The organism is Staphylococcus sp. AntiMn-1, assembly GCF_001663395.1.
GTDB classification, from domain to species: Bacteria; Bacillota; Bacilli; order Staphylococcales; family Staphylococcaceae; genus Staphylococcus; species Staphylococcus equorum.
Genome location: NZ_CP012968.1, coordinates 1,342,279 through 1,360,644 on the forward strand (window position 1 = coordinate 1,342,279; position 18,366 = coordinate 1,360,644).

Annotated in this window: 17 protein-coding genes and 1 pseudogene; 5 read left to right on the plus strand and 13 right to left on the minus strand. The window is 34.5% G+C overall.

Translation table 11 applies throughout. The features are described from left to right. Positions 1-14 precede the first annotated feature (14 nt). Both AOB58_RS06625 and AOB58_RS06630 read right to left on the minus strand, forming a co-directional pair. Positions 15-731, minus strand: a complete 717-nt coding sequence (locus tag AOB58_RS06625; protein WP_021339588.1) for a ThuA domain-containing protein — start codon at positions 729-731, stop codon at positions 15-17. Between the two features lie 18 nt (positions 732-749). Continuing rightward, positions 750-1,832, minus strand: a complete 1,083-nt coding sequence (locus tag AOB58_RS06630) for a Gfo/Idh/MocA family protein (protein WP_021339587.1) — start codon at positions 1,830-1,832, stop codon at positions 750-752. Between the two features lie 230 nt (positions 1,833-2,062). On the opposite strand from AOB58_RS06630, the gene AOB58_RS06635 reads away from it, so the two are divergent. Then, positions 2,063-2,812: a MurR/RpiR family transcriptional regulator gene (locus tag AOB58_RS06635; RefSeq protein WP_002508435.1), complete on the plus strand. Its 750-nt coding sequence runs from the start codon at positions 2,063-2,065 to the stop codon at positions 2,810-2,812. 66 nt (positions 2,813-2,878) lie between these two features. Here AOB58_RS06635 and AOB58_RS06640 read toward each other — a convergent pair whose 3' ends face one another. The 6 genes from AOB58_RS06640 to pta form a co-directional block, all read right to left on the minus strand. Further along, on the minus strand, positions 2,879-4,483 hold the full coding sequence (locus AOB58_RS06640; protein ID WP_002508436.1) for an alpha-glucoside-specific PTS transporter subunit IIBC: 1,605 nt from the start codon (positions 4,481-4,483) through the stop codon (positions 2,879-2,881). A gap of 329 nt (positions 4,484-4,812) precedes the next feature. After that, on the minus strand, positions 4,813-5,889 hold the full coding sequence (locus tag AOB58_RS06645; RefSeq protein ID WP_021339586.1) for a phosphomevalonate kinase: 1,077 nt from the start codon (positions 5,887-5,889) through the stop codon (positions 4,813-4,815). 12 nt (positions 5,890-5,901) lie between these two features. Beyond that, positions 5,902-6,885, minus strand: a complete 984-nt coding sequence (gene mvaD / locus AOB58_RS06650) for a diphosphomevalonate decarboxylase (protein WP_037553093.1) — start codon at positions 6,883-6,885, stop codon at positions 5,902-5,904. Between the two features lie 5 nt (positions 6,886-6,890). After that, complete coding sequence (mvk, locus tag AOB58_RS06655) at positions 6,891-7,814, minus strand: mevalonate kinase (protein ID WP_064783134.1); 924 nt, start codon at positions 7,812-7,814, stop codon at positions 6,891-6,893. A 599-nt stretch (positions 7,815-8,413) separates the two neighbouring features. Continuing rightward, entirely contained in the window at positions 8,414-9,250 is an 837-nt protein-coding gene (locus AOB58_RS06660; RefSeq protein WP_064783135.1) for a lipoate--protein ligase family protein, read from the minus strand. Continuing rightward, a complete protein-coding gene (pta, locus tag AOB58_RS06665; RefSeq protein WP_021339582.1) occupies positions 9,250-10,236 on the minus strand; it encodes a phosphate acetyltransferase in 987 nt (328 codons plus the stop codon). Before pta ends, AOB58_RS06660 begins: the two co-directional genes overlap by 1 nt. A 169-nt stretch (positions 10,237-10,405) precedes the next feature. On the opposite strand from pta, the gene hemQ reads away from it, so the two are divergent. The 3 genes from hemQ (at position 10,406) to AOB58_RS06680 (ending at position 12,970) form a co-directional block, all read left to right on the plus strand. Then, positions 10,406-11,155 carry a hydrogen peroxide-dependent heme synthase gene (gene hemQ / locus AOB58_RS06670; protein WP_064783136.1) on the plus strand — a complete coding sequence of 250 codons (750 nt, stop codon included), beginning with the start codon at positions 10,406-10,408 and terminating at the stop codon, positions 11,153-11,155. Positions 11,156-11,738: 583 nt separating this feature from the next. Beyond that, entirely contained in the window at positions 11,739-12,506 is a 768-nt protein-coding gene (locus tag AOB58_RS06675) for a threonine/serine exporter family protein (RefSeq protein WP_172457968.1), read from the plus strand. Between the two features lie 11 nt (positions 12,507-12,517). Continuing rightward, positions 12,518-12,970, plus strand: coding sequence for a threonine/serine exporter family protein (locus tag AOB58_RS06680; protein ID WP_002508444.1), 453 nt, complete (start codon positions 12,518-12,520; stop codon positions 12,968-12,970). A 236-nt stretch (positions 12,971-13,206) separates the two neighbouring features. Here the strand turns inward: AOB58_RS06680 and AOB58_RS06685 are convergent, their stop codons facing one another. The 4 genes from AOB58_RS06685 to AOB58_RS06700 all read right to left on the minus strand — a co-directional run bounded on the left by AOB58_RS06685 (position 13,207) and on the right by AOB58_RS06700 (position 16,193). Further along, positions 13,207-14,694 (minus strand): APC family permease, encoded by a 1,488-nt coding sequence (locus AOB58_RS06685; RefSeq protein ID WP_021339580.1) that lies wholly within the window; start codon positions 14,692-14,694, stop codon positions 13,207-13,209. A gap of 63 nt (positions 14,695-14,757) precedes the next feature. Next, entirely contained in the window at positions 14,758-15,120 is a 363-nt protein-coding gene (locus AOB58_RS06690) for a DUF423 domain-containing protein (protein WP_002508446.1), read from the minus strand. A gap of 24 nt (positions 15,121-15,144) precedes the next feature. Further along, a complete protein-coding gene (locus AOB58_RS06695) occupies positions 15,145-15,534 on the minus strand; it encodes a DUF5327 family protein (RefSeq protein ID WP_021339579.1) in 390 nt (129 codons plus the stop codon). 2 nt (positions 15,535-15,536) lie between these two features. Next, the gene (locus tag AOB58_RS06700; RefSeq protein WP_064783137.1) at positions 15,537-16,193 is read right to left on the minus strand and encodes a uracil-DNA glycosylase; all 657 of its coding nucleotides are present in this window, start codon (positions 16,191-16,193) and stop codon (positions 15,537-15,539) included. Positions 16,194-16,818: 625 nt separating this feature from the next. On the opposite strand from AOB58_RS06700, the gene thiD reads away from it, so the two are divergent. Continuing rightward, positions 16,819-17,649 (plus strand): bifunctional hydroxymethylpyrimidine kinase/phosphomethylpyrimidine kinase, encoded by an 831-nt coding sequence (gene thiD / locus AOB58_RS06705; protein ID WP_021339577.1) that lies wholly within the window; start codon positions 16,819-16,821, stop codon positions 17,647-17,649. Between the two features lie 76 nt (positions 17,650-17,725). Here thiD and isaB read toward each other — a convergent pair. After that, positions 17,726-18,235, minus strand: a pseudogene (gene isaB / locus AOB58_RS13995) (immunodominant staphylococcal antigen IsaB family protein). Positions 18,236-18,366: the final 131 nt, after the last annotated feature.

Consider the following 18,366-nt stretch of genomic DNA (forward strand, 5'->3'; position numbering starts at 1 on the left):
TCAAACTCCCAACCCTATTTTTCTTTTATTTCTTCTAACGGTTGAGCATTGCCATATTGATGTTTCGGTGTATTGGAATTACATGCCCATTTCACACCATTTTTGATGACTTGTTGGATGTTGGCATTATAATATGTCGGATAACTTTCATGACCTGGTCTGAAATAGAATATTTTGCCATTACCCCTTTTAAAAGTTGCTCCGCTTCTAAAGACCTCTCCGCCTTCAAACCAGCTAATAAAGACTGTTTCATCAGGTGCTGGAATATCAAAATGCTCTCCGTACATTTCTTCTTTTTCTAATTCAAAATATGAATCTAAGCCTTCAGTAATCGGATGTGTCGGATCAACTACCCATAACCTCTCTTTTTCATCTGCTTCTCTCCACTTAAGGTCACAAGTGGTACCCATTAAGTTTTTGAATATTTTCGAGAAATGTCCAGAATGTAACACAACAAGCCCCATGCCATCCAATACACGTTGTTTCACTTTTTCGACAATGACATCTTCAACTTCATCATGAGCTTTATGTCCCCACCAAACTAATACATCTGTGTTTGCTAATACATCATCTGTCAGGCCATGTTCAGGTTCGTCTAGTGTCGCTGTCTTAACTTGGTGTTCAGCCTCTAGAAAAGAAGCTAATGCTTTATGAATGCCTTCTGGATAAACTTTTTTTACTTCAGCACTTTCTTGTTCATGACGAAATTCATTCCAAATTGTAATATTCAATAGTAAGCTCCCCTTTGATTAATGTTTATTTAAGTATACCGCTTTTCCTGTTTTTGCAGATTCATATATCGCTTCTAATATTTGAGTCACTACAAATGCTTCTTTCGGTTTTACGACTGGCTCAGTATCATGAATAATATTATTTATCCAAGCACGTGCTTCTTCTTCAGCTTCATCGATTTTTTCACTTTCATAAAAATCAACACCTGCATTATCTACTTCAATTTGAGATGTATATAAAGTGCCGAATGATTCACCATGGATGCGCAAACCATCTTTCATATCAGCGCCACCATGCGTACCTGACAATGCACATTTCGCTTCATCCACGTCTAATGAATTGAGTGCCCAACTAGATTCTAAGATAATCGTTGCGCCATTACGCATCTTAATAAAGCCAAACGCTGAGTCTTCAACAGTAAATTTATCTGGATCCCATGATCCCCAAGCATTTGCCGCATTGTCTTGTTTACCTAATTTATGAAAAGTAGATCCCATAACAGACTCTGGCTCGTAATTATCCATCATCCATAATGTTAAATCTAAGGCATGTGTACCAATATCAATTAATGGTCCGCCTCCTTGTTTCTCTTCATCTAGGAACACACCCCATGTAGGAACTGCACGACGTCGAATTGCTTGTGCTTTACTATAATAAATATCTCCTAAGTCTCCACGTTGCGTCACCTTCCGTAGATGTTGACTGTCTGCTCTAAATCTATTTTGATAACCAATTGTTAATTTTTTATTATTTTGCTCCGCTGCATCAATCATTTCGCGTGCTTCGTCTGAAGTTTTAGCCATTGGTTTCTCACACATTACATGTTTACCCGCATTTAATGCTGCGACTGTAATATCCTTATGTGTATTATTCGGCGTACACACATGTATGACTTCTATAGATTTATCTTCGAGTAACTGTTTGTAATCTTCATATATTGCAGCATTGTTTATACCATATGTTTCCGCTGCAGATTCAGCTTTCGCTATGTCTATATCGCAAAAAGCGACCATAGTTGCTTCTGAAATTTTTTCTAAACTTGGCAAATGCTTACCATTAGCTATGCCACCGCATCCAATTATTCCAATTTTCACATTCATAAGACTCATCCCTTTATATTAAATTTATCCAACCTTTAAAGTAACCGCTTACAAAATTTCGTATTACATTTAAGCTTTATTTCTTTTAAAAGCTTAATACATTAGTTTCATATTAAAATACAATATTAAAAATACCAATAAATTTGACGTATTTAGATTTTATATATTAACATTAGAATATATTTTCAAATTTCGGAAAATTTTCCAATGAATAGGTGGAATCTGCACATATGGTACTTGATCATCTTATAAATAAACACTTTGAAGAATTAACTGAAAATGATTTACATATCATCAATATCATACGTCAAAATATGGATGACATGTCAGCTATGAAAATTCATGATTTAAGTAAACTGACGCATACTTCCATCTCAACGATTCATAGACTCGTTAAAAAAATGGGGTTTGAAGGCTATAGCAACTTTAAGTTTTACTTAAAAATGGAAAACAACACGCAACCATCACATTTAGCAAACACTGACCCGATTGTCGAAGATGTGCAAAGAACCGTAGAACACCTTGAAATGTTCGACTATAAACTTTTAAACCGTTTATTAGAAGATGCACCTTTCGTCTATATATTCGGTACAGGCATGGCTCAGCAAAATGTGGCTCGGGAAGCCCAACGTCATATGCTTTCTATCTCTAAACGCTCTATTGTAGTTAATGATGAAAATGAATTGCGCTTAGCAATAGATCAAATGTCTCCAGAAGATTTACTTTTCATCATCTCTCTATCTGGTGAAACTAAAAATTTAAAAGAACCTATTCAACTCATTAAATCACGTGAATTGCATTACGTCTCTATCACAACACTACATGACAATTATATTGCCAAAAATGCAGCATTCAATATTTACGTCAACAGTGCGCCAATGCAATTTTTTAATAATACGGAATATTACAGTTTCACTCCATATTATGTGGTTTTTGATTTTATCGCTAGAACATATCACAACTACAAAATTTCCAAATAATGATACAAATTATATGATGTAAAGCAACGATAGTGTTGACTTTACATCATATTTAATTTTGTAGCCTTACGCATCGTGCTTAATAATTTGCTCTGCCGCTTCTCTCACTTGTGGAACCGAAAGCCCTACGATGACTTGCACGTTTTTACCACTTTTCACAAGACCATGCGCGCCACCTACTGTTTTAAAATAATCAGCTTCTTCTACTTTTTCAGGATCTTTAACAGTCACACGTAATCTCGTTGCACAATTTGTTATATCAGCAATATTTTCAGTGCCACCCAAGCCTTCTAAATAAATCGCAGCTTTTGTTTCATATTCGTTTTTATCACTATTTTTTTTATTTTTATTTTCCTTATAATCACGCTTCGTATAGAGCTTAGCATCTATATCATCATCCTTCTCTCTACCTGGCATAGGTATATCCATTTTTAGTATGATAAATCTGAATAAATAATAATAAATGAATATGAATATAATACCTATAATAAATTGAGCAACGTAAGTTCCCCAATGAGAACCAAATAGTGGAATCCAATTGGTTGCTGCAATTTCAATGAAGCCACCACCTAAATTACCTACGAGACCAAACCCATGCATAATTGTTACCATTGTTGCTCCAAGTATAGCGTGGATTAAAAATAGGAACGGTGCTATAAAGATAAACGTAAATTCTAAAGGCTCTGTAATACCTGCAAACACAGCTGTTAAAGTAGCCGCTAGTAATAATGCCCCAACTTCTTTCTTTTTATGTGCTTTTGCTGTTGAATATATCGCAAGTGCTATACCAATTGAACCGAACATTTTAATATTACCTTGTAATAAAAATCCACCACCGGGGAAAATTTCTTTTAGTGGTTTTGTTGTTTGCGAATACTCAGTTAAATGAGAAATCCAGTATGATTTTATACCACCATCGACCACTGCCGGTCCATATTCAAATGGTGTATATATGAAATGATGTAACCCTGTCGGAATTAAAATTCGTTCTAAAAAGTGGAAGAGCCATACGCCCACATAACTTGATGAAGCTAAAAATACTTGTAACGAAGCAATCCATCCTTGAACAATAGGCCATCCCCAACTTGTTAAAAAAGCTAAAGGTATCATAGCAAAAAATGCAATCATGACAACAAACGGCGAACCTTGGAATATTCCTAAAGACTCTGGCAATTTCTTATCATAATATCGATTATGTAACCAAATCGCGATGCCTGAGATGATGAGTGCACCGATAATATTTGTATCTAACGTTTTAATACCTGCAAGTTCCGTAATACCTGTGACTTCTCCAGCATCACCCTTAAAGTCCACGCCAAAAGCAGGTCCCCATGTCGTTAATATGCTATTTATAAAATAATTAAACATCATATAAGTTACTACCGAAGACATTACTGCATGACCAGCTGATTTTTTAGCTAGTGAAATAGGTAAGCCGATAACGAAAATAAGTTCTATATTTTCAAATACAGTCCATCCACCATTTTCAATTAATGACCATATTTGAAACCATAAACCATTAGGATCAGCTAGCTGACCCATAATCGCCTCGTTTTTAAACAGTGTAGCTATACCAATAATAATCCCGAAAAATGGAAATAGTAATACTGGAACAATCATTGCGCCACCAAATCTACGAATTGCATCTCCAAACTTACGTCCGAAATTCATAATAATCACCCTTCTATCACCGCACTATCGTAAGCGCTTTCTTAAGATGATCGTATGCTTTAATCTCAATGAGTTCAATAACATTTGTACATTTAGACAATTGATTTCTACAACTGAATTTATTTCCATTAAGAGGTAAATTTTCCATAGAGTGATATTAGATGTATTCTGACTAACGACTACGTATTATGAGTTGATTAGCAATGGTCGATGGGTTTGGTTTATGGGTCTGGTTGATTCGCAGTTTACTTTTATTCAATTTCAGCAAAAAAAAGACAGTAATGAGCAGGACATATATTTATGCCTCAGCTTCATACTGTTCATTTTCATTATTGACCGTGATATATATTAAACTCCAAAGGTTTTACTTCATTTTCTGACCATTCATCGTAAATGCGTTGTTTATTAATACCTTTATTGATTATCGTGATGCCACAATCTCCACCGCCTGCACCTGATGTTTTGGCAGCACCGCCATATTTTTCAGCTACAGAACACAACACTTTTAAATGCGCAGTTTCAATATCAACTGTCGCTTCTTTATCCATAGATTGAATAATTTCACGGTTGATGCGAATCATTTGTTGCACACCTTTAATATGATTCGTTTTAAAAGCATGTATCAACTTCTCAACACATAAATGAGAGCGTTCCAAGAATTTACCATAAAAGGTAGGGTCTGATTTCAAGCGTTTCACTTCACTCACTAAATGGTGTGATGAAGCTGGTGAGCCAGTCCAACCTATAAGCACTTCCATATTCTCTGGTGGCTGTAATGGTTCGATATGAAGTCCAGGCCAGTTTTTATTCAATACATCATTAACTGACGTATCTTCGATTTGCTGTGATACCCATTCATGATCAAACGTACTATAAGCTAACCAGCCAGTATAAACACTAACAGCAATATCACCACAAGAACTTAAACTCTGTAACTTCATATTTGCAATAACTGCAAGTTTGTAAATATATAAATTAGATAAATGCATACCATAAAATTCATTCAAAGCTTTAACCACTGATACCAAGACAGCTGCACTAGAACCTAAACCATATTTATGCCCATTTGTATCGTCTAAATTACTATCAATTGTTAAATTGAAATGTTTTAAAGGCATATTATTACTTCTTACAAATTGTTCAAAGATTTCAATTGCTGTGATGACATACTTCAATTGTTTAGCCGCATTTAAATCTGAAACTACAATTTTATCTTCACGTCTTTGAAATGTGACTGGTTCATGATGTAAAGTCTTAGAATGTATCGTGCCTTGAGTTGCATTTGAATCTTCAATAGAAGCAGTTACAAAGCGATCTACTGCGATTAATATTGATTTATATCCAGGTTCGACAACTGCGTATTCACCTGCAATGTATAGCTTCCCTGGTGCTTTAACTTGAATCATTTTATCTCTTCCTTACTCAATAATTTCTACGCCTGTACGTGTAATGTCGCTCGCAATGATTTGGTCTTCTTTAAACGATTTATGTAATGCATCAATAACCGCTTGTTTATTTTTCTTTTCTACTAAAATTTTAACATTAGGGCCTGCGTCCATCGTAAAGTAACAAGGATGACCCGCCTTACGACATTGGTCTACGATATCCATCACTAAGTAACTGTCATCGACCATATAAGTGAACGGCGGTTGAGCACCTAAGTTTGTTGCATGCATGCGTAAACCATTGGCTTCAATCACTTCACCTAATTGTTTAAAATCTTTTTGATTTATTGCATGTTTAACTGACGCTATGTCCTCATCCACATGGTCTAACCAATATTGATAAAAACGTGATGTATCACGTGTAAGTGACATACCGGCACGACTTGAAACTTTTTTCGATTTATTATTAATGACTACAAATATCATTGCTAAATCGTCTTCCCAATTATCTGCTTCAACAGGAACACTGTACGATGTCTCATCATCATACCCTTTTTCCCATTCTACAAAACCGCCATAGATACTTCTAGAAGCTGATCCTGACCCCCTACGTGCCAATCTAGATAACGCTTTGCCTGTTAACCCAAGATTCAAAGCTGCATCACAAGCTGCTGCTAATGCCGCATAAGCACTTGCTGAAGATGCTAATCCTGCTGCTGTAGGGACATAATTATCACTTTCAATATAGGCAAACATTGAGGTTTGACTTAAGTCGCGGAACACATCCATAAAACGGTGTATCTTAGCCGCTTCTGCGTCATTGACTGCTTGACCATTCAAAATAAGCGTATCTTTAGTATAGCTTTCATCAAATGTCACTTTAGTTTCAGTATAAAAGCGATCTAATGTAACCGACAAACTATTATTCATCGGAATAATATAAGTTTCATCAGCTTTACCCCAATATTTTATTAGCGCAATATTTGTATGTGCACGTGCTTTACCACTATTAACCAACGTCATTAACCTCCTAAATATTCAATCCATGTGTGATGTGCGCCTAAGTCTTGCGCACTTTCAACAATTCTCTCAGCCACTTCTAAGGTTGAAGCAAGTACAATCATACTACCACCGCGACCGCCGCCAGTTAATTTTCCAGCAATGGCGCCTTGTTGTTTACTTGCCTCAAGTAATGTTTCAATTTTATTATGGCTTACCGTTAATGTACGTAAGCTTTCTTGACACAAATTAAAGATAGAGGCTAATTTTTCGAAGTTATGATGCTCTATAGAGTCACTTGCTTCATATACAAGTTGACCAATATGTTTCACATGTTCTAAGTACGTACTATCTTCTTTACATAAATTATGTACATCTTCAACTGCTTGTTTCGTAGAGCCGAGTACGCCAGTATCAATAACAATCATGTAACCATTCAATTCTAATGGCTTTAATGTCGTTACTTTACCTTGCTTAAACCATACTGGCTTATTCGATACAATCGTTTGTGTATCAATGCCACTTGGTTTACCATGTGCAATACGTTCCGCCCAATTAGCTTCTTCTATCAACAACTCATCAGATAATGGTTTGTTGAGGTAATCGAAACTTGCACGCACAAAAGCAACCGCCATTGCAGCACTTGAGCCTAGTCCTCTAGATGGTGGTAAGTTTGTATCAATCGAAACTTTTATAGGTGTTTGGATTTCATATTTTTCTACAAAACGAGTTATTACTGCCTTTAAATGTTCAGGTGCATTAATTAACTCACCTTCATATACATCACTTTTAATACATGAAGAAAGAGGTTCTTCTATAGATTCTATTTTCGCTCTCACTTTCCCGGTCGTAAATGGAATCGCTATTGCTGGCTCGCCAAATGTAACAGCATGTTCACCAATTAATATTACTTTTCCATTGGCTTCCCCATATCCTTGTTGTGTCATATTCTCAATCACCTTTAGTATTTTCTTTAGTTTTATATTTTAAGTAAGCTACACATTACAGACAACACTGATTTTAATCATTTCAGAACACCACAATGCATTCTGCTTGAAATTTCCCAGGAAATTCCGTGTTTTAAAGTCTCGTTGTTAGCCAATCTAATATGTCTTTTATCATTATTAATTTGAAAAGACTGCTCGTATTCTATAGGAAAATACTCAACCTTAACTAATTTTACACACATTATTATACATTATCTCATAAATTTTATATTATGCCATACAACTCTAGTCATAGTTACTTGGTTTATTTTTAATTAAATAACAGAAAGTGCTTTTTCAAAAGTTAATACCTGCTACTAATTATAATCAATACTTTTCCATTATAAAACTCTATAGTCTTATATTCAAAAAGTTAACATGATTTTACGGAAATTTATTTAAATTAGTTAGTTTTAAACTACACTTTTCCTATATTACTTATTTAGTTTCTATAATTCAACAATTAGAAAGATTTATGTCAATATTTTTTATATTAACTCTAAAAAAGACCAGAGCCGTTACTTTAATAAAAAAGTACCGTTTCTGGTCTTAATAATGATTTAATCCATTGCTTGATTCATCTTAGCGTTACGTTCAATCATTTTTTCAAAATAACCTTCATAGCGTTGCCATTCATCATCTGTTATAGGTTCCATATTTAATCGTCCACCTAAATCTTTAAGCGCGTATAATAACTTAAACATTACGTCTTGAACAGTGATTGCTTTGCCTAATAATGACTCTAATGACGCCATGCATTGTGGATCTATATTTGGATAAGTAAATTTTGTTTCTTCATCCTTTAACGCGCGTTTATAAAAAGACTTCATCATATCGGCGCGTTCACTGCCATCACCTTCTACACAAAGATATACTTGTACAGCAATGCCGCCACGTACTCGCCTTTGTGAAATGCCTGCAAATTTTCGTCCATTAATACTTAAATCAAATTTCCCTGGACAATATGAACGTTCAATTTCGTGTGTTTCAATCTCTACGTCTTCATCTTCAAACATTTTTGAAACCAATAAATACATTACTGTAAAAGCTTCGTCTATTGTAATGTCATGTTTACCTTTAAATAGGAGAGAAATATTGAGTATACCTTGGTCTAAGACGACACCTAGGCCACCTGAATTTCTAACAATCGCATTATAGCCACGTTCTTCAGTAAGATAACGAATACCATCTTGTAAAAAAGGTAGGCGTGAATCATGGATACCTAAAATGACTGTATGTTGGTGTATCCAAGTACGTACAACATTACATGATAAATCTTTGCCAACACTTTCCGAAAATGTATCATCGAATGCAAATGATTGCATAGGCGCTAACCCAGAAGAATGGTCAATATAACGCCAATCTATATCATTAAAATATTTGCTTGCTAAATCCATTATTGTAATGTTTGCGCAGCAGTAATGATTGATAAGTTATACACGTCTTCTGTTGAACAACCACGCGATAAATCATTCACTGGAGAATTAAGTCCTTGTAGTACTGGACCTACTGCATCAAAACCGCCTAAACGTTGTGCAATTTTGTATCCAATATTACCCGCTTCTAAACTTGGGAAGATAAATACATTAGCATTACCTTGTATTTTTGCGTCTGGTGCTTTTTTCTTAGCAACTTCTGGTACGATTGCTGCGTCAAATTGGAATTCACCATCTACAACAACATCTTCAATATTGTCAGTTTCAATTTTCTCTTGCGCTAAGTTCACTGCATTTGCTACTTTTTCAACATCGTCTGATTTTGCAGAGCCTTTTGTTGAAAAACTTAACATTGCTACACGCGGTGTCATGTCAAAGCTTTTAGCAGTTTTTGCACTCTCTACTGCAATTTCAGCTAAGTCTTGTGCTTCAAGTGTTGGATTGATTGCGCAATCGCCGAAGATATATTGTTCTTCTCCTTTAATCATAAAGAAAACGCCAGATGTTTTTGAAACGCCAGGTTTTGTTTTAATAATTTGTAACGCTGGGCGAACTGTATCGCCTGTAGAATGTGCTGCACCGCTGACTAGTCCTTCAGCTTTACCAGTATAAACAAGCATTGTACCAAAGTAGTTTACATTTTTTAGCATTTCTTGTGCTTGTTCTTCAGTCGCTTTACCTTTACGGCGTTCAACGAAAGCAGTTACTAATTCTTGTTTCAATTCACTTGTTTCTGGATCGATAATCTCAATGTTAGTAATATCTAATCCTTTATCATTAGCTAAAGTCTTCACATTAGCTTCATTACCTAATACTACTGGTGTAACATATTCTGTATTTTGTAATTGTGTTGCTGCTGTTAATACGCGTTCATCTTCACCCTCAGGTAATACGATTCTCACATTTTTTCCTGAAAGTTTTTCTTGTAATACATCTAATAAAGACATAGGGGCCTCCTCGAAATTTAAATCTATTTATTTACACTATATAGTATACGTTATTTTTTATAGAATTCCATGTCACCAATTTGTAATCATTTACTTATGTTTTAACAGTTTCTTTATGGTAGAATTTTATAGTGAAGACATAGAAATTTTCACAAAGGAGCGATTTACAATGCCACAAGTACCAGAAACGTTAGACGGTTGGTATAGTTTACATTTATTATATGCTATTGATTGGACTACTTTACGTTTAGTTCCAGAGGAAGAACGTCAATCTCTCGTGGAAGAATTACAATCGTTTTTAGATAAGCACGAAGAAGCACGCACAAATAATGCAGGAGATCATGCATTTTATAATATTAATGGTCAAAAAGCAGACCTTCTTTTATGGATATTACGTCCAGAAATGAAAGATTTAAATGCTTTTGAAAATGAATTTAATAAATTGAAAATTACAGATTTCTTAATTCCAACATATTCTTATGTTTCTATCATAGAATTAGGTAATTATCTTGCAGGAAAATCTGATGAAGATCCATATGAAAATCCTCATATTAAACCAAGATTATTCCCAGAATTACCTCGTACTGAATACATTTGTTTCTATCCAATGGATAAACGTCGTGGTGAAACATATAACTGGTATATGTTACCACTTGAAGATAGAAAGAAACTTATGCATGATCATGGCATGATTGGTCGCCAATATGCAGGTAAAATCAAACAATTCATCACTGGATCTGTTGGTTTTGACGATCATGAATGGGGCGTAACACTTTTTGCAGAAGACCCACTTCAATTCAAAAAAATTGTTTATGAAATGAGATTTGATGAAACAACTGCACGCTACGGCGACTTTGGTAGTTTCTTCGTAGGTAATATCATCACAAAAGATGTCTTACAAGATCTATTTTCATTATAAAATACAATAAACGTTTCCGTTCATATTAATGGAATTGTTTAAGACTGTCGGCAAAGTATCTAACTTTGTCGACATTTTTTATACATTTTCATAATTCGTTACTTGTTCTTACTCGCTCTTACTCGCTCTAGATTTCAACATGTTGTTACTTAAGGTTCGGAAGCTTACGCTTGCATAACTCGCTCTAGCATTCAACTAGTCGAATGCAGAGCGAGTAAAAAAAGGCACACTTGCTATTGAACAAGTGTGCCTGAGTCTGTGTAGTGTGTTTGGGAGAACTTTAATCACTACTTAATTTAATATTAACTGTTAAATATTGTCGCTACTCAATATTTGTCTGAAACAGCTAACTAATATTATTTTAGCCTATTTGCGAAATTTGAAACATATTTAAATTACTTAAATTGTATAAAATGTTATATTTTAAATTTTATAAAGTGTATAAGTTACTTTCTGATTCTTCTAACAATTTTTAAGAGTAAAGTGTTACAATAAAAATTATTAACTCAATAACTTATTCCTATGCTATGAATACAAAAACATAGCTTTAGTTAAATACTTCATTATTGGTGATTAAATGACAATATACAATCAAACAGTTGAAAGTTACGATGAAAGAATGGCGAAAGATGTTATTTTGCTCGCAGGACGTATCCTGTTGGAATCTGGTGCAGAAGGTTCCAGAGTTGAAGATACAATGACTCGAATTGCAACTACATTAGGCTATCCAGAAAGCAATAGTTTCGTAACAAATACAGTAATTAACTTCATGTTACATAACGAATCTTATCCTAGGATTTTCAGGATTAAAACACGAGATACAAATCTTCATCGCATATCAAGAACAAATGGCATATCTAGGCGTCTTGCTTTAGGTGACATTTCACTTGAAGATGCCTTTCAAGAACTGCAAAAAATATATCACGAACAAAGCATTAACCATGATCTAATTTTCAAATTTATAGCTGCCGCTATTATCGCAGCGAGTTTTTTATATCTTCAAGGTGGCATCTTAACAGATGTACTTACTGCTATTTTGGCTGGGTCCTTTGGCTTCATTGTTGTAGAAACGCTTCAAAGAAAACTACATGCTCAATTCATCCCAGAATTTATGGGCGCAATTGTCATCGGCCTCATAACCGTTTCAGGGCATCATTTAATACCCGGTGGTTCGATATCTACTATCATAATAGCTTCAGTAATGCCTATCGTGCCTGGTGTATTAATCACGAATGCCATTCAAGATTTATTCGCCGGTCATATGTTACTATTTACCACTAAATCACTAGAAGCCCTAGTGACTGCTTTTGGTATAGGCGCCGGTGTTGGTACTATACTCATTATTTTTTAGGAGCAATGTCTATGTTTTGGATTTTAAATTTAATATTTAGTTATACTGCTTCCCTTTTCTTTGGTGTGATATTTGATGTACCAAAACGCCTATACAACACAGTTGGTATTGTAGGTGCGTGTGGGTGGATGTTTTATATTTTATTTTATGAAGGTTTTCAATTCCATACTATATATTCTAGTTTCTTTGGAAGTATTGCGTTAGGTATGCTGAGTCACATCATGGCTCGTTATAAAAAGGAACCCGTAATTATATTTATGGTTCCAGGTATTATTCCACTCGTTCCTGGTGGCCTTGCATTCGATGCAACAAAAAACTTAATCTTATTAGAATTTAGTAAAGCCATTAATACAATGCTAGAAGTGACTTTAATTGCTGGTGCTATCGCTTTAGGATTACTTTTTGCTGATCAAATATCAAAGCTTATTGTATCTGGTACGAAAATACGTAAAAAAAGAATTTAAAATGCATGATACTAAATCAAAAACCTGAGAAAAATCATTTGTAATAATGATTTTTCTCAGGTTTTTTGTTACTCGCCATTTCTATAATCAAACCTCTAATAATAAAAGCCCTCCAATATAAACACTTTTAATGTGTCTGTATTGAAGGGCATATATGAAATTATATAATCCAAGTTTAAATGTTAGAATTACATAATTTTACATGCAAAAAACATGATTATTATTCACAAAAATAACTAGGTGTTCGCTTTATCTGATTTATTTTTATTAATTAAATCTACTATTTCATCTTCTGATTGATTTAAAATAAGTTTACTTAATCTGTCATTATCCATATTTTTCAGTTTTGGATAGCGTACAACAAAGAAAATCAAACCAATGATTAACCAACCGCCTAATGCGATATAAGATGGTGTTGAAAGTGCCGCTGGTGACCCAGGAACTAATAATAACAGTAAGAATACAAATGAAACGATTGAACCTAATATCGCAAATACTTTGTATACAGGTCCGTATGTGTTACTTGATTTATCAAAACTAAAGAGTCTTGCTGCTGATAAACATGTAATAAAATAAGCAATTGATACACCTGTTGAAGACATATCAACAATCCATGTTAATGCAGTACGACCTAGCCACGGTGCAATTAATGTAACAGACACTAAAAAGAAAATTGCAATATAAGGTGTCTTATATTTTTTATGCAATTTACTAAATACAGAAGGCATAATGCCTGAGCGTCCCATTGAGAATAATAAACGGCTTGAACTCATCAAGAATCCATTTAAACCAGTGAATATCCCCATCATAATTGCGATTGCTAGCACTGCTAAACCAATGTAACCAAATGCCTCTTGTGTCACAGCACCTGTTAACCATAAATTACCGTTTAAACTTGTAGATGAGCTACTTAACCAACTTGTGTATAAAATCATTAATACATAAGTAAATGCTGCGGCAAGTAAACTATAAACGATTAATTTAAATGTTTTATTCGGCGCAAAATCAAATTCTTCTGCTGTTTGTGGAATATTATCAAATCCAACATATGCCCATGGCGCTACTGCCACAATCATAATAATGGATGTAAACCAACCTTCTTTTTCATTCGTTAACGGTTGTAAATTTTCAAAAGAGAAGTTATTCCCGAAGAATGAACCGAAAAATAGTAATACGATTGTTATAACCATTGCTACACAGAAATAAAATTGTAGAGATCCTGATACACTTGCACCTTTAATTGCTATAAACATAAAGACAATTAATAATAACGATGCGATAAGAATCTCAGTTATATAAACATCCCATCCTGCAATAGTATATAACTTACCAGTTTCTAATATATCTGGTAGTAAGAACTTAATTAATAAACTAAATGCTGTTGCGTTTAAAGCTACAACACATATATATCCAAAAGTTAAAAACCAGGATGAGAAGAAACTAACGTACCTTCCAAATCCTAAAAAACTAAATGCAAATGCTCCACCTGAAACTGGAAAACGTTCAACTAAAGCACCATAACTTACTGCAATCAGTATCATTAATAATGCACCAATTACAATACCTATCGCTGCAGATATAGGGCCTGATTGACCAATCCAGTCACCAGGTAGGATAAATGCACCCCAACCTATACATGAACCATAGGCTATAGCCCATACAAATTTCTCAGATAAGTTTTGTTTTAAATCTCCTCTATCTATTTGCTTATCATTTTGACTCATAAATAAAATTCACCTCATGGACTGTATTATACCCACAAGATGAATTCTATAACAATTAAAAATTTATAATTTAAATGTTCCGATAATAAGCATTAACCAACCTACTATGAATAAAACCCCACCGATTGGCGTAATTGCGCCAAGGATACGAATTTGAGTTAATGCCAAAATGTATAATGAGCCACTGAAAAAGACAATACCGAAGAACATGAGCCAACCTGCCCAATTCACGTTAATTGAAGTTGTACCACTAATGATACCAAGCGCAAGTATGCCTAAACCATGATACATTTGGTAAGTCGTTGCTTTTTCCCATACTGATAAATATTTTGCTGATAGTTTATTTTCTAAGCCATGTGCACCAAATGCGCCAGTTCCTACTGCCATCATTGTGTTCAATGCACCTAATATAATAAATACTTTCATCATGCTATTTACTTCCCTTCTTAATTAAAAATCAAATATTGAATCTCCATTACCTATTTCATCATCTGTAACCAACTTGTTAGCTGTAAGTGATGTGTCAGAAACGCTATTTTGTGGCGCTGGTTGTGATGTTTTACCGCCCATCGCTCGAATCTCTTCCTCAGATACAGCTGGTTTTTTAGAAGCTGATTGGGTTTTTGAAGTACCATTACTTACTATAGTAGATGTTTGAAATGACGAAGAAACATCATACGTATTATCTTTATAACTTTTATGCTGACTTGTCGACCCTGTAACAAGTGAAGTCAACGTATGAATAGCATAAATATGCTTTTCAAATTCAGCATTATTATTTGCTTCGTCCGCTGCTACTAATTCTTGCTCAATTAACTGTATAACCTTATCTTTTTCCATGTTTATGCCTCACCTTCACACCAATTCACTGGTGCTTTACCATTTTCTTGTAAATACATATTTGTTTGAGAATATGGTTTTGAACCAAAGAAACCACGATAAGCAGATAAAGGACTTGGATGTGGAGACTTAATAATATGATGTTTTGATGTATCTATCAATTTGACTTTTCGTTGTGCGGGTTTTCCCCATAAAATAAACACAACATTTTCTAATTGTTCAGATACTGTTTTAATCACTTCATCTGTGAAAAGTTCCCAGCCAATTTCTTTATGTGAATGTGCTTCACCTTGGCGAACAGTCAGAACTGTATTCAATAACAAAACACCTTCGCGCGCCCAATCTTGTAAATGTGGCGTTGTTCTTTCACAACCTATGTCCTCTTTAAGTTCTTTATACATATTACGCAACGAAGGTGGAAACTTAGCATCTGGTTGTACTGAGAAAGCTAAGCCATGTGCTTGATTCGGTCCGTGATATGGATCTTGACCTAATATGACAACTTTCACTTGTTCAAATGGTGTTAAATCAAATGCTTGATAAACATTCTCTCTATCTGGGTATACAATTTCTGTTGTATATTCTTTTTCTAAAAATTCGTGCATCGCACTAAAGTCATGTCGTGTAGTAATTTCATGAAAAACATCTGACCATTCCATATTCCCTCTCACCTCAGTTTGTATTTTAACATATAAAGTGGTTCTTCTTGTATTCACAAGAATAGAACCACTTATGCATGAACTTCAGCTCAGGTAATCCTTTTAAAATCCACGTGCAAGAAATTATGCGCGTGAAGAAGTAGTTCTTATGCATGTAAAGTAGTACTTCTTGCGTTAGCAAGTTTAGCGCTACTTATGCAAGTGCCTTAGCACTTGTAAACCTTTAAACCAGCGCAGGCGAACCATTATTTCTACTTTGTATTCACAAGAATAGAACCACTTATGCATGAGCTTCAGCTCAGGTAATCCTTTTAAAATCCACGTGCAAGAAATTATGCACGTGAATAAGTAGATCTTATGCATGTAAAGTAGTACTTCTTGCGTTAGCAAGTTTAGCGCTACTTATGCAAGTGCATCAGCACTTGTATACCTTTAAACCAGCTCAGGTAACCCTATAAGAAATTTTAAAAATCTTATAATTAACTCTATTTCTCTTCATCAAAAATAAAATTAATCTACCTTATACAAAGTAGTTAAATATTGCTCGCTATTTAAAAGGTCATTATTTAGAATACTCGACAAACGTGGTATGATATGTACAAAAGAAATTTAGGAGTGAAGATTCATGGCATTGAAAAAAACATTAACGATTGCAGGTTCAGACACAAGTGCAGGGGCAGGTATGCAAGCAGATTTAAAAACATTTCAAGAGTTAGAGACATACGGCATTGTTGCTCTGACATCAATCGTTACAATGGATAAAGCGACATGGTCTCATGACGTAACGCCAATTCCATTTGATGTATTTGAGAAACAATTAGAGACAGCAATCTCAATCCACCCAGATGCTGTGAAAACAGGTATGCTCGGTACACAAGAAATAATCAAACGTGCTGGTGAAGCATATGTAGAATCTGGCGCCGACTACTTTGTCGTTGATCCAGTAATGGTCTGTAAAGGCGAAAACGAAGTATTAAATCCTGGCAACACTGACGCAATGATTGAACATTTATTACCTAAAGCAACTGTCGTAACACCAAATTTATTTGAAGCAGGACAACTTGCAAACCTAGGTACTTTAAAATCAATAGATGATATGAAAAAAGCTGCTAAAATCATTCATAAACAAGGCGCACAGCATGTCATTATTAAAGGTGGAAAAGCTTTAGATCAAGATAAATCTTATGACCTTTACTATGATGGTGAACACTTCTACCAATTAACTACTGATATGTTCCAACAAAGCTATAATCATGGTGCAGGCTGTACTTTTGCTGCAGCAACTACTGCGTATTTAGCCAACGGCAAAACACCAAGAGAAGCAGTTATTGCTGCCAAAGCTTTTGTTGCTTCTGCAATTAAAAATGGTTGGAAGATGAATGACTTTGTAGGTCCGGTTGACCACGGTGCATATAACCGTGTTGAACATATTGATGTTGACGTTACAGAAGTTTAAAAACAACGCTATCAATAAAATAAACCAAGTAGAAATTAAATATATTTCTACTTGGTTTTTGTATATTAAATATGCTTTATGATACTGTCACACTCGTTACATAACCATCACTCATATGAAATACGATATAACCTTCGCCTACTTTATACCCATACAAACCATCGGAGCTATTTACTTTGTCCCCATGAAGCGGTGGTTGATATTCAAAGTTTTGTCCAAATTGCACTCTCATATCTTGTAAACTTACTGCATCTTCCGCTATCTCAAATTCTACTGAATTAGCTTTATTACCATTTACTTTTTCAAATTTTTGATCATAAATTACTTTGCTCTCAGAACCTGAATCATATTTACTATTCACTTTAATATCCTTAAAAGTAACATTACCTGCTTTCAATCCATTATAAAATGCTTAATCTAATACAAAATCTCCACCTTGAGCTGTGTAGCCTTGATACTCATAATAAGGTTGCGTCGTTTCTGCTTGTGCTTCACTTTGTGATATGTCTTCGTTAGCAATGCTTAGGCCTACTGTAGTTCCAAACACAATACTACATGCTACAAAAGTCTTTGTAATTTTTTTCATACATTATCACTCCAAGCTTGAATTTTAAAACACGATACATCTAAGTTACAATTTAGACCATGATTCAACAAAGTTCAATTCTAACCCTTTTGCTTCACTCACCATTTTCACATACTTTTTACTTTTTAAAT

Excerpts from the sequence above, each read along its gene's own strand:
- AOB58_RS06630 (WP_021339587.1), bottom strand. The coding sequence starts at position 1,832 with ATGAATGTGAAAATTGGAATAATTGGATGCGGTGGCATAGCTAATGGT.
- AOB58_RS06635 (WP_002508435.1), top strand. The coding sequence starts at position 2,063 with ATGGTACTTGATCATCTTATAAATAAACACTTTGAAGAATTAACTGAA.
- AOB58_RS06640 (WP_002508436.1), bottom strand. The coding sequence starts at position 4,483 with ATGAATTTCGGACGTAAGTTTGGAGATGCAATTCGTAGATTTGGTGGC.
- AOB58_RS06645 (WP_021339586.1), bottom strand. The coding sequence starts at position 5,889 with ATGATTCAAGTTAAAGCACCAGGGAAGCTATACATTGCAGGTGAATAC.
- mvk (WP_064783134.1), bottom strand. The coding sequence starts at position 7,814 with ATGACACAACAAGGATATGGGGAAGCCAATGGAAAAGTAATATTAATT.
- AOB58_RS06660 (WP_064783135.1), bottom strand. The coding sequence starts at position 9,250 with ATGGATTTAGCAAGCAAATATTTTAATGATATAGATTGGCGTTATATT.
- pta (WP_021339582.1), bottom strand. The coding sequence starts at position 10,236 with ATGTCTTTATTAGATGTATTACAAGAAAAACTTTCAGGAAAAAATGTG.
- hemQ (WP_064783136.1), top strand. The coding sequence starts at position 10,406 with ATGCCACAAGTACCAGAAACGTTAGACGGTTGGTATAGTTTACATTTA.
- AOB58_RS06680 (WP_002508444.1), top strand. The coding sequence starts at position 12,518 with ATGTTTTGGATTTTAAATTTAATATTTAGTTATACTGCTTCCCTTTTC.
- AOB58_RS06685 (WP_021339580.1), bottom strand. The coding sequence starts at position 14,694 with ATGAGTCAAAATGATAAGCAAATAGATAGAGGAGATTTAAAACAAAAC.
- AOB58_RS06690 (WP_002508446.1), bottom strand. The coding sequence starts at position 15,120 with ATGAAAGTATTTATTATATTAGGTGCATTGAACACAATGATGGCAGTA.
- AOB58_RS06695 (WP_021339579.1), bottom strand. The coding sequence starts at position 15,534 with ATGGAAAAAGATAAGGTTATACAGTTAATTGAGCAAGAATTAGTAGCA.
- AOB58_RS06700 (WP_064783137.1), bottom strand. The coding sequence starts at position 16,193 with ATGGAATGGTCAGATGTTTTTCATGAAATTACTACACGACATGACTTT.
- thiD (WP_021339577.1), top strand. The coding sequence starts at position 16,819 with ATGGCATTGAAAAAAACATTAACGATTGCAGGTTCAGACACAAGTGCA.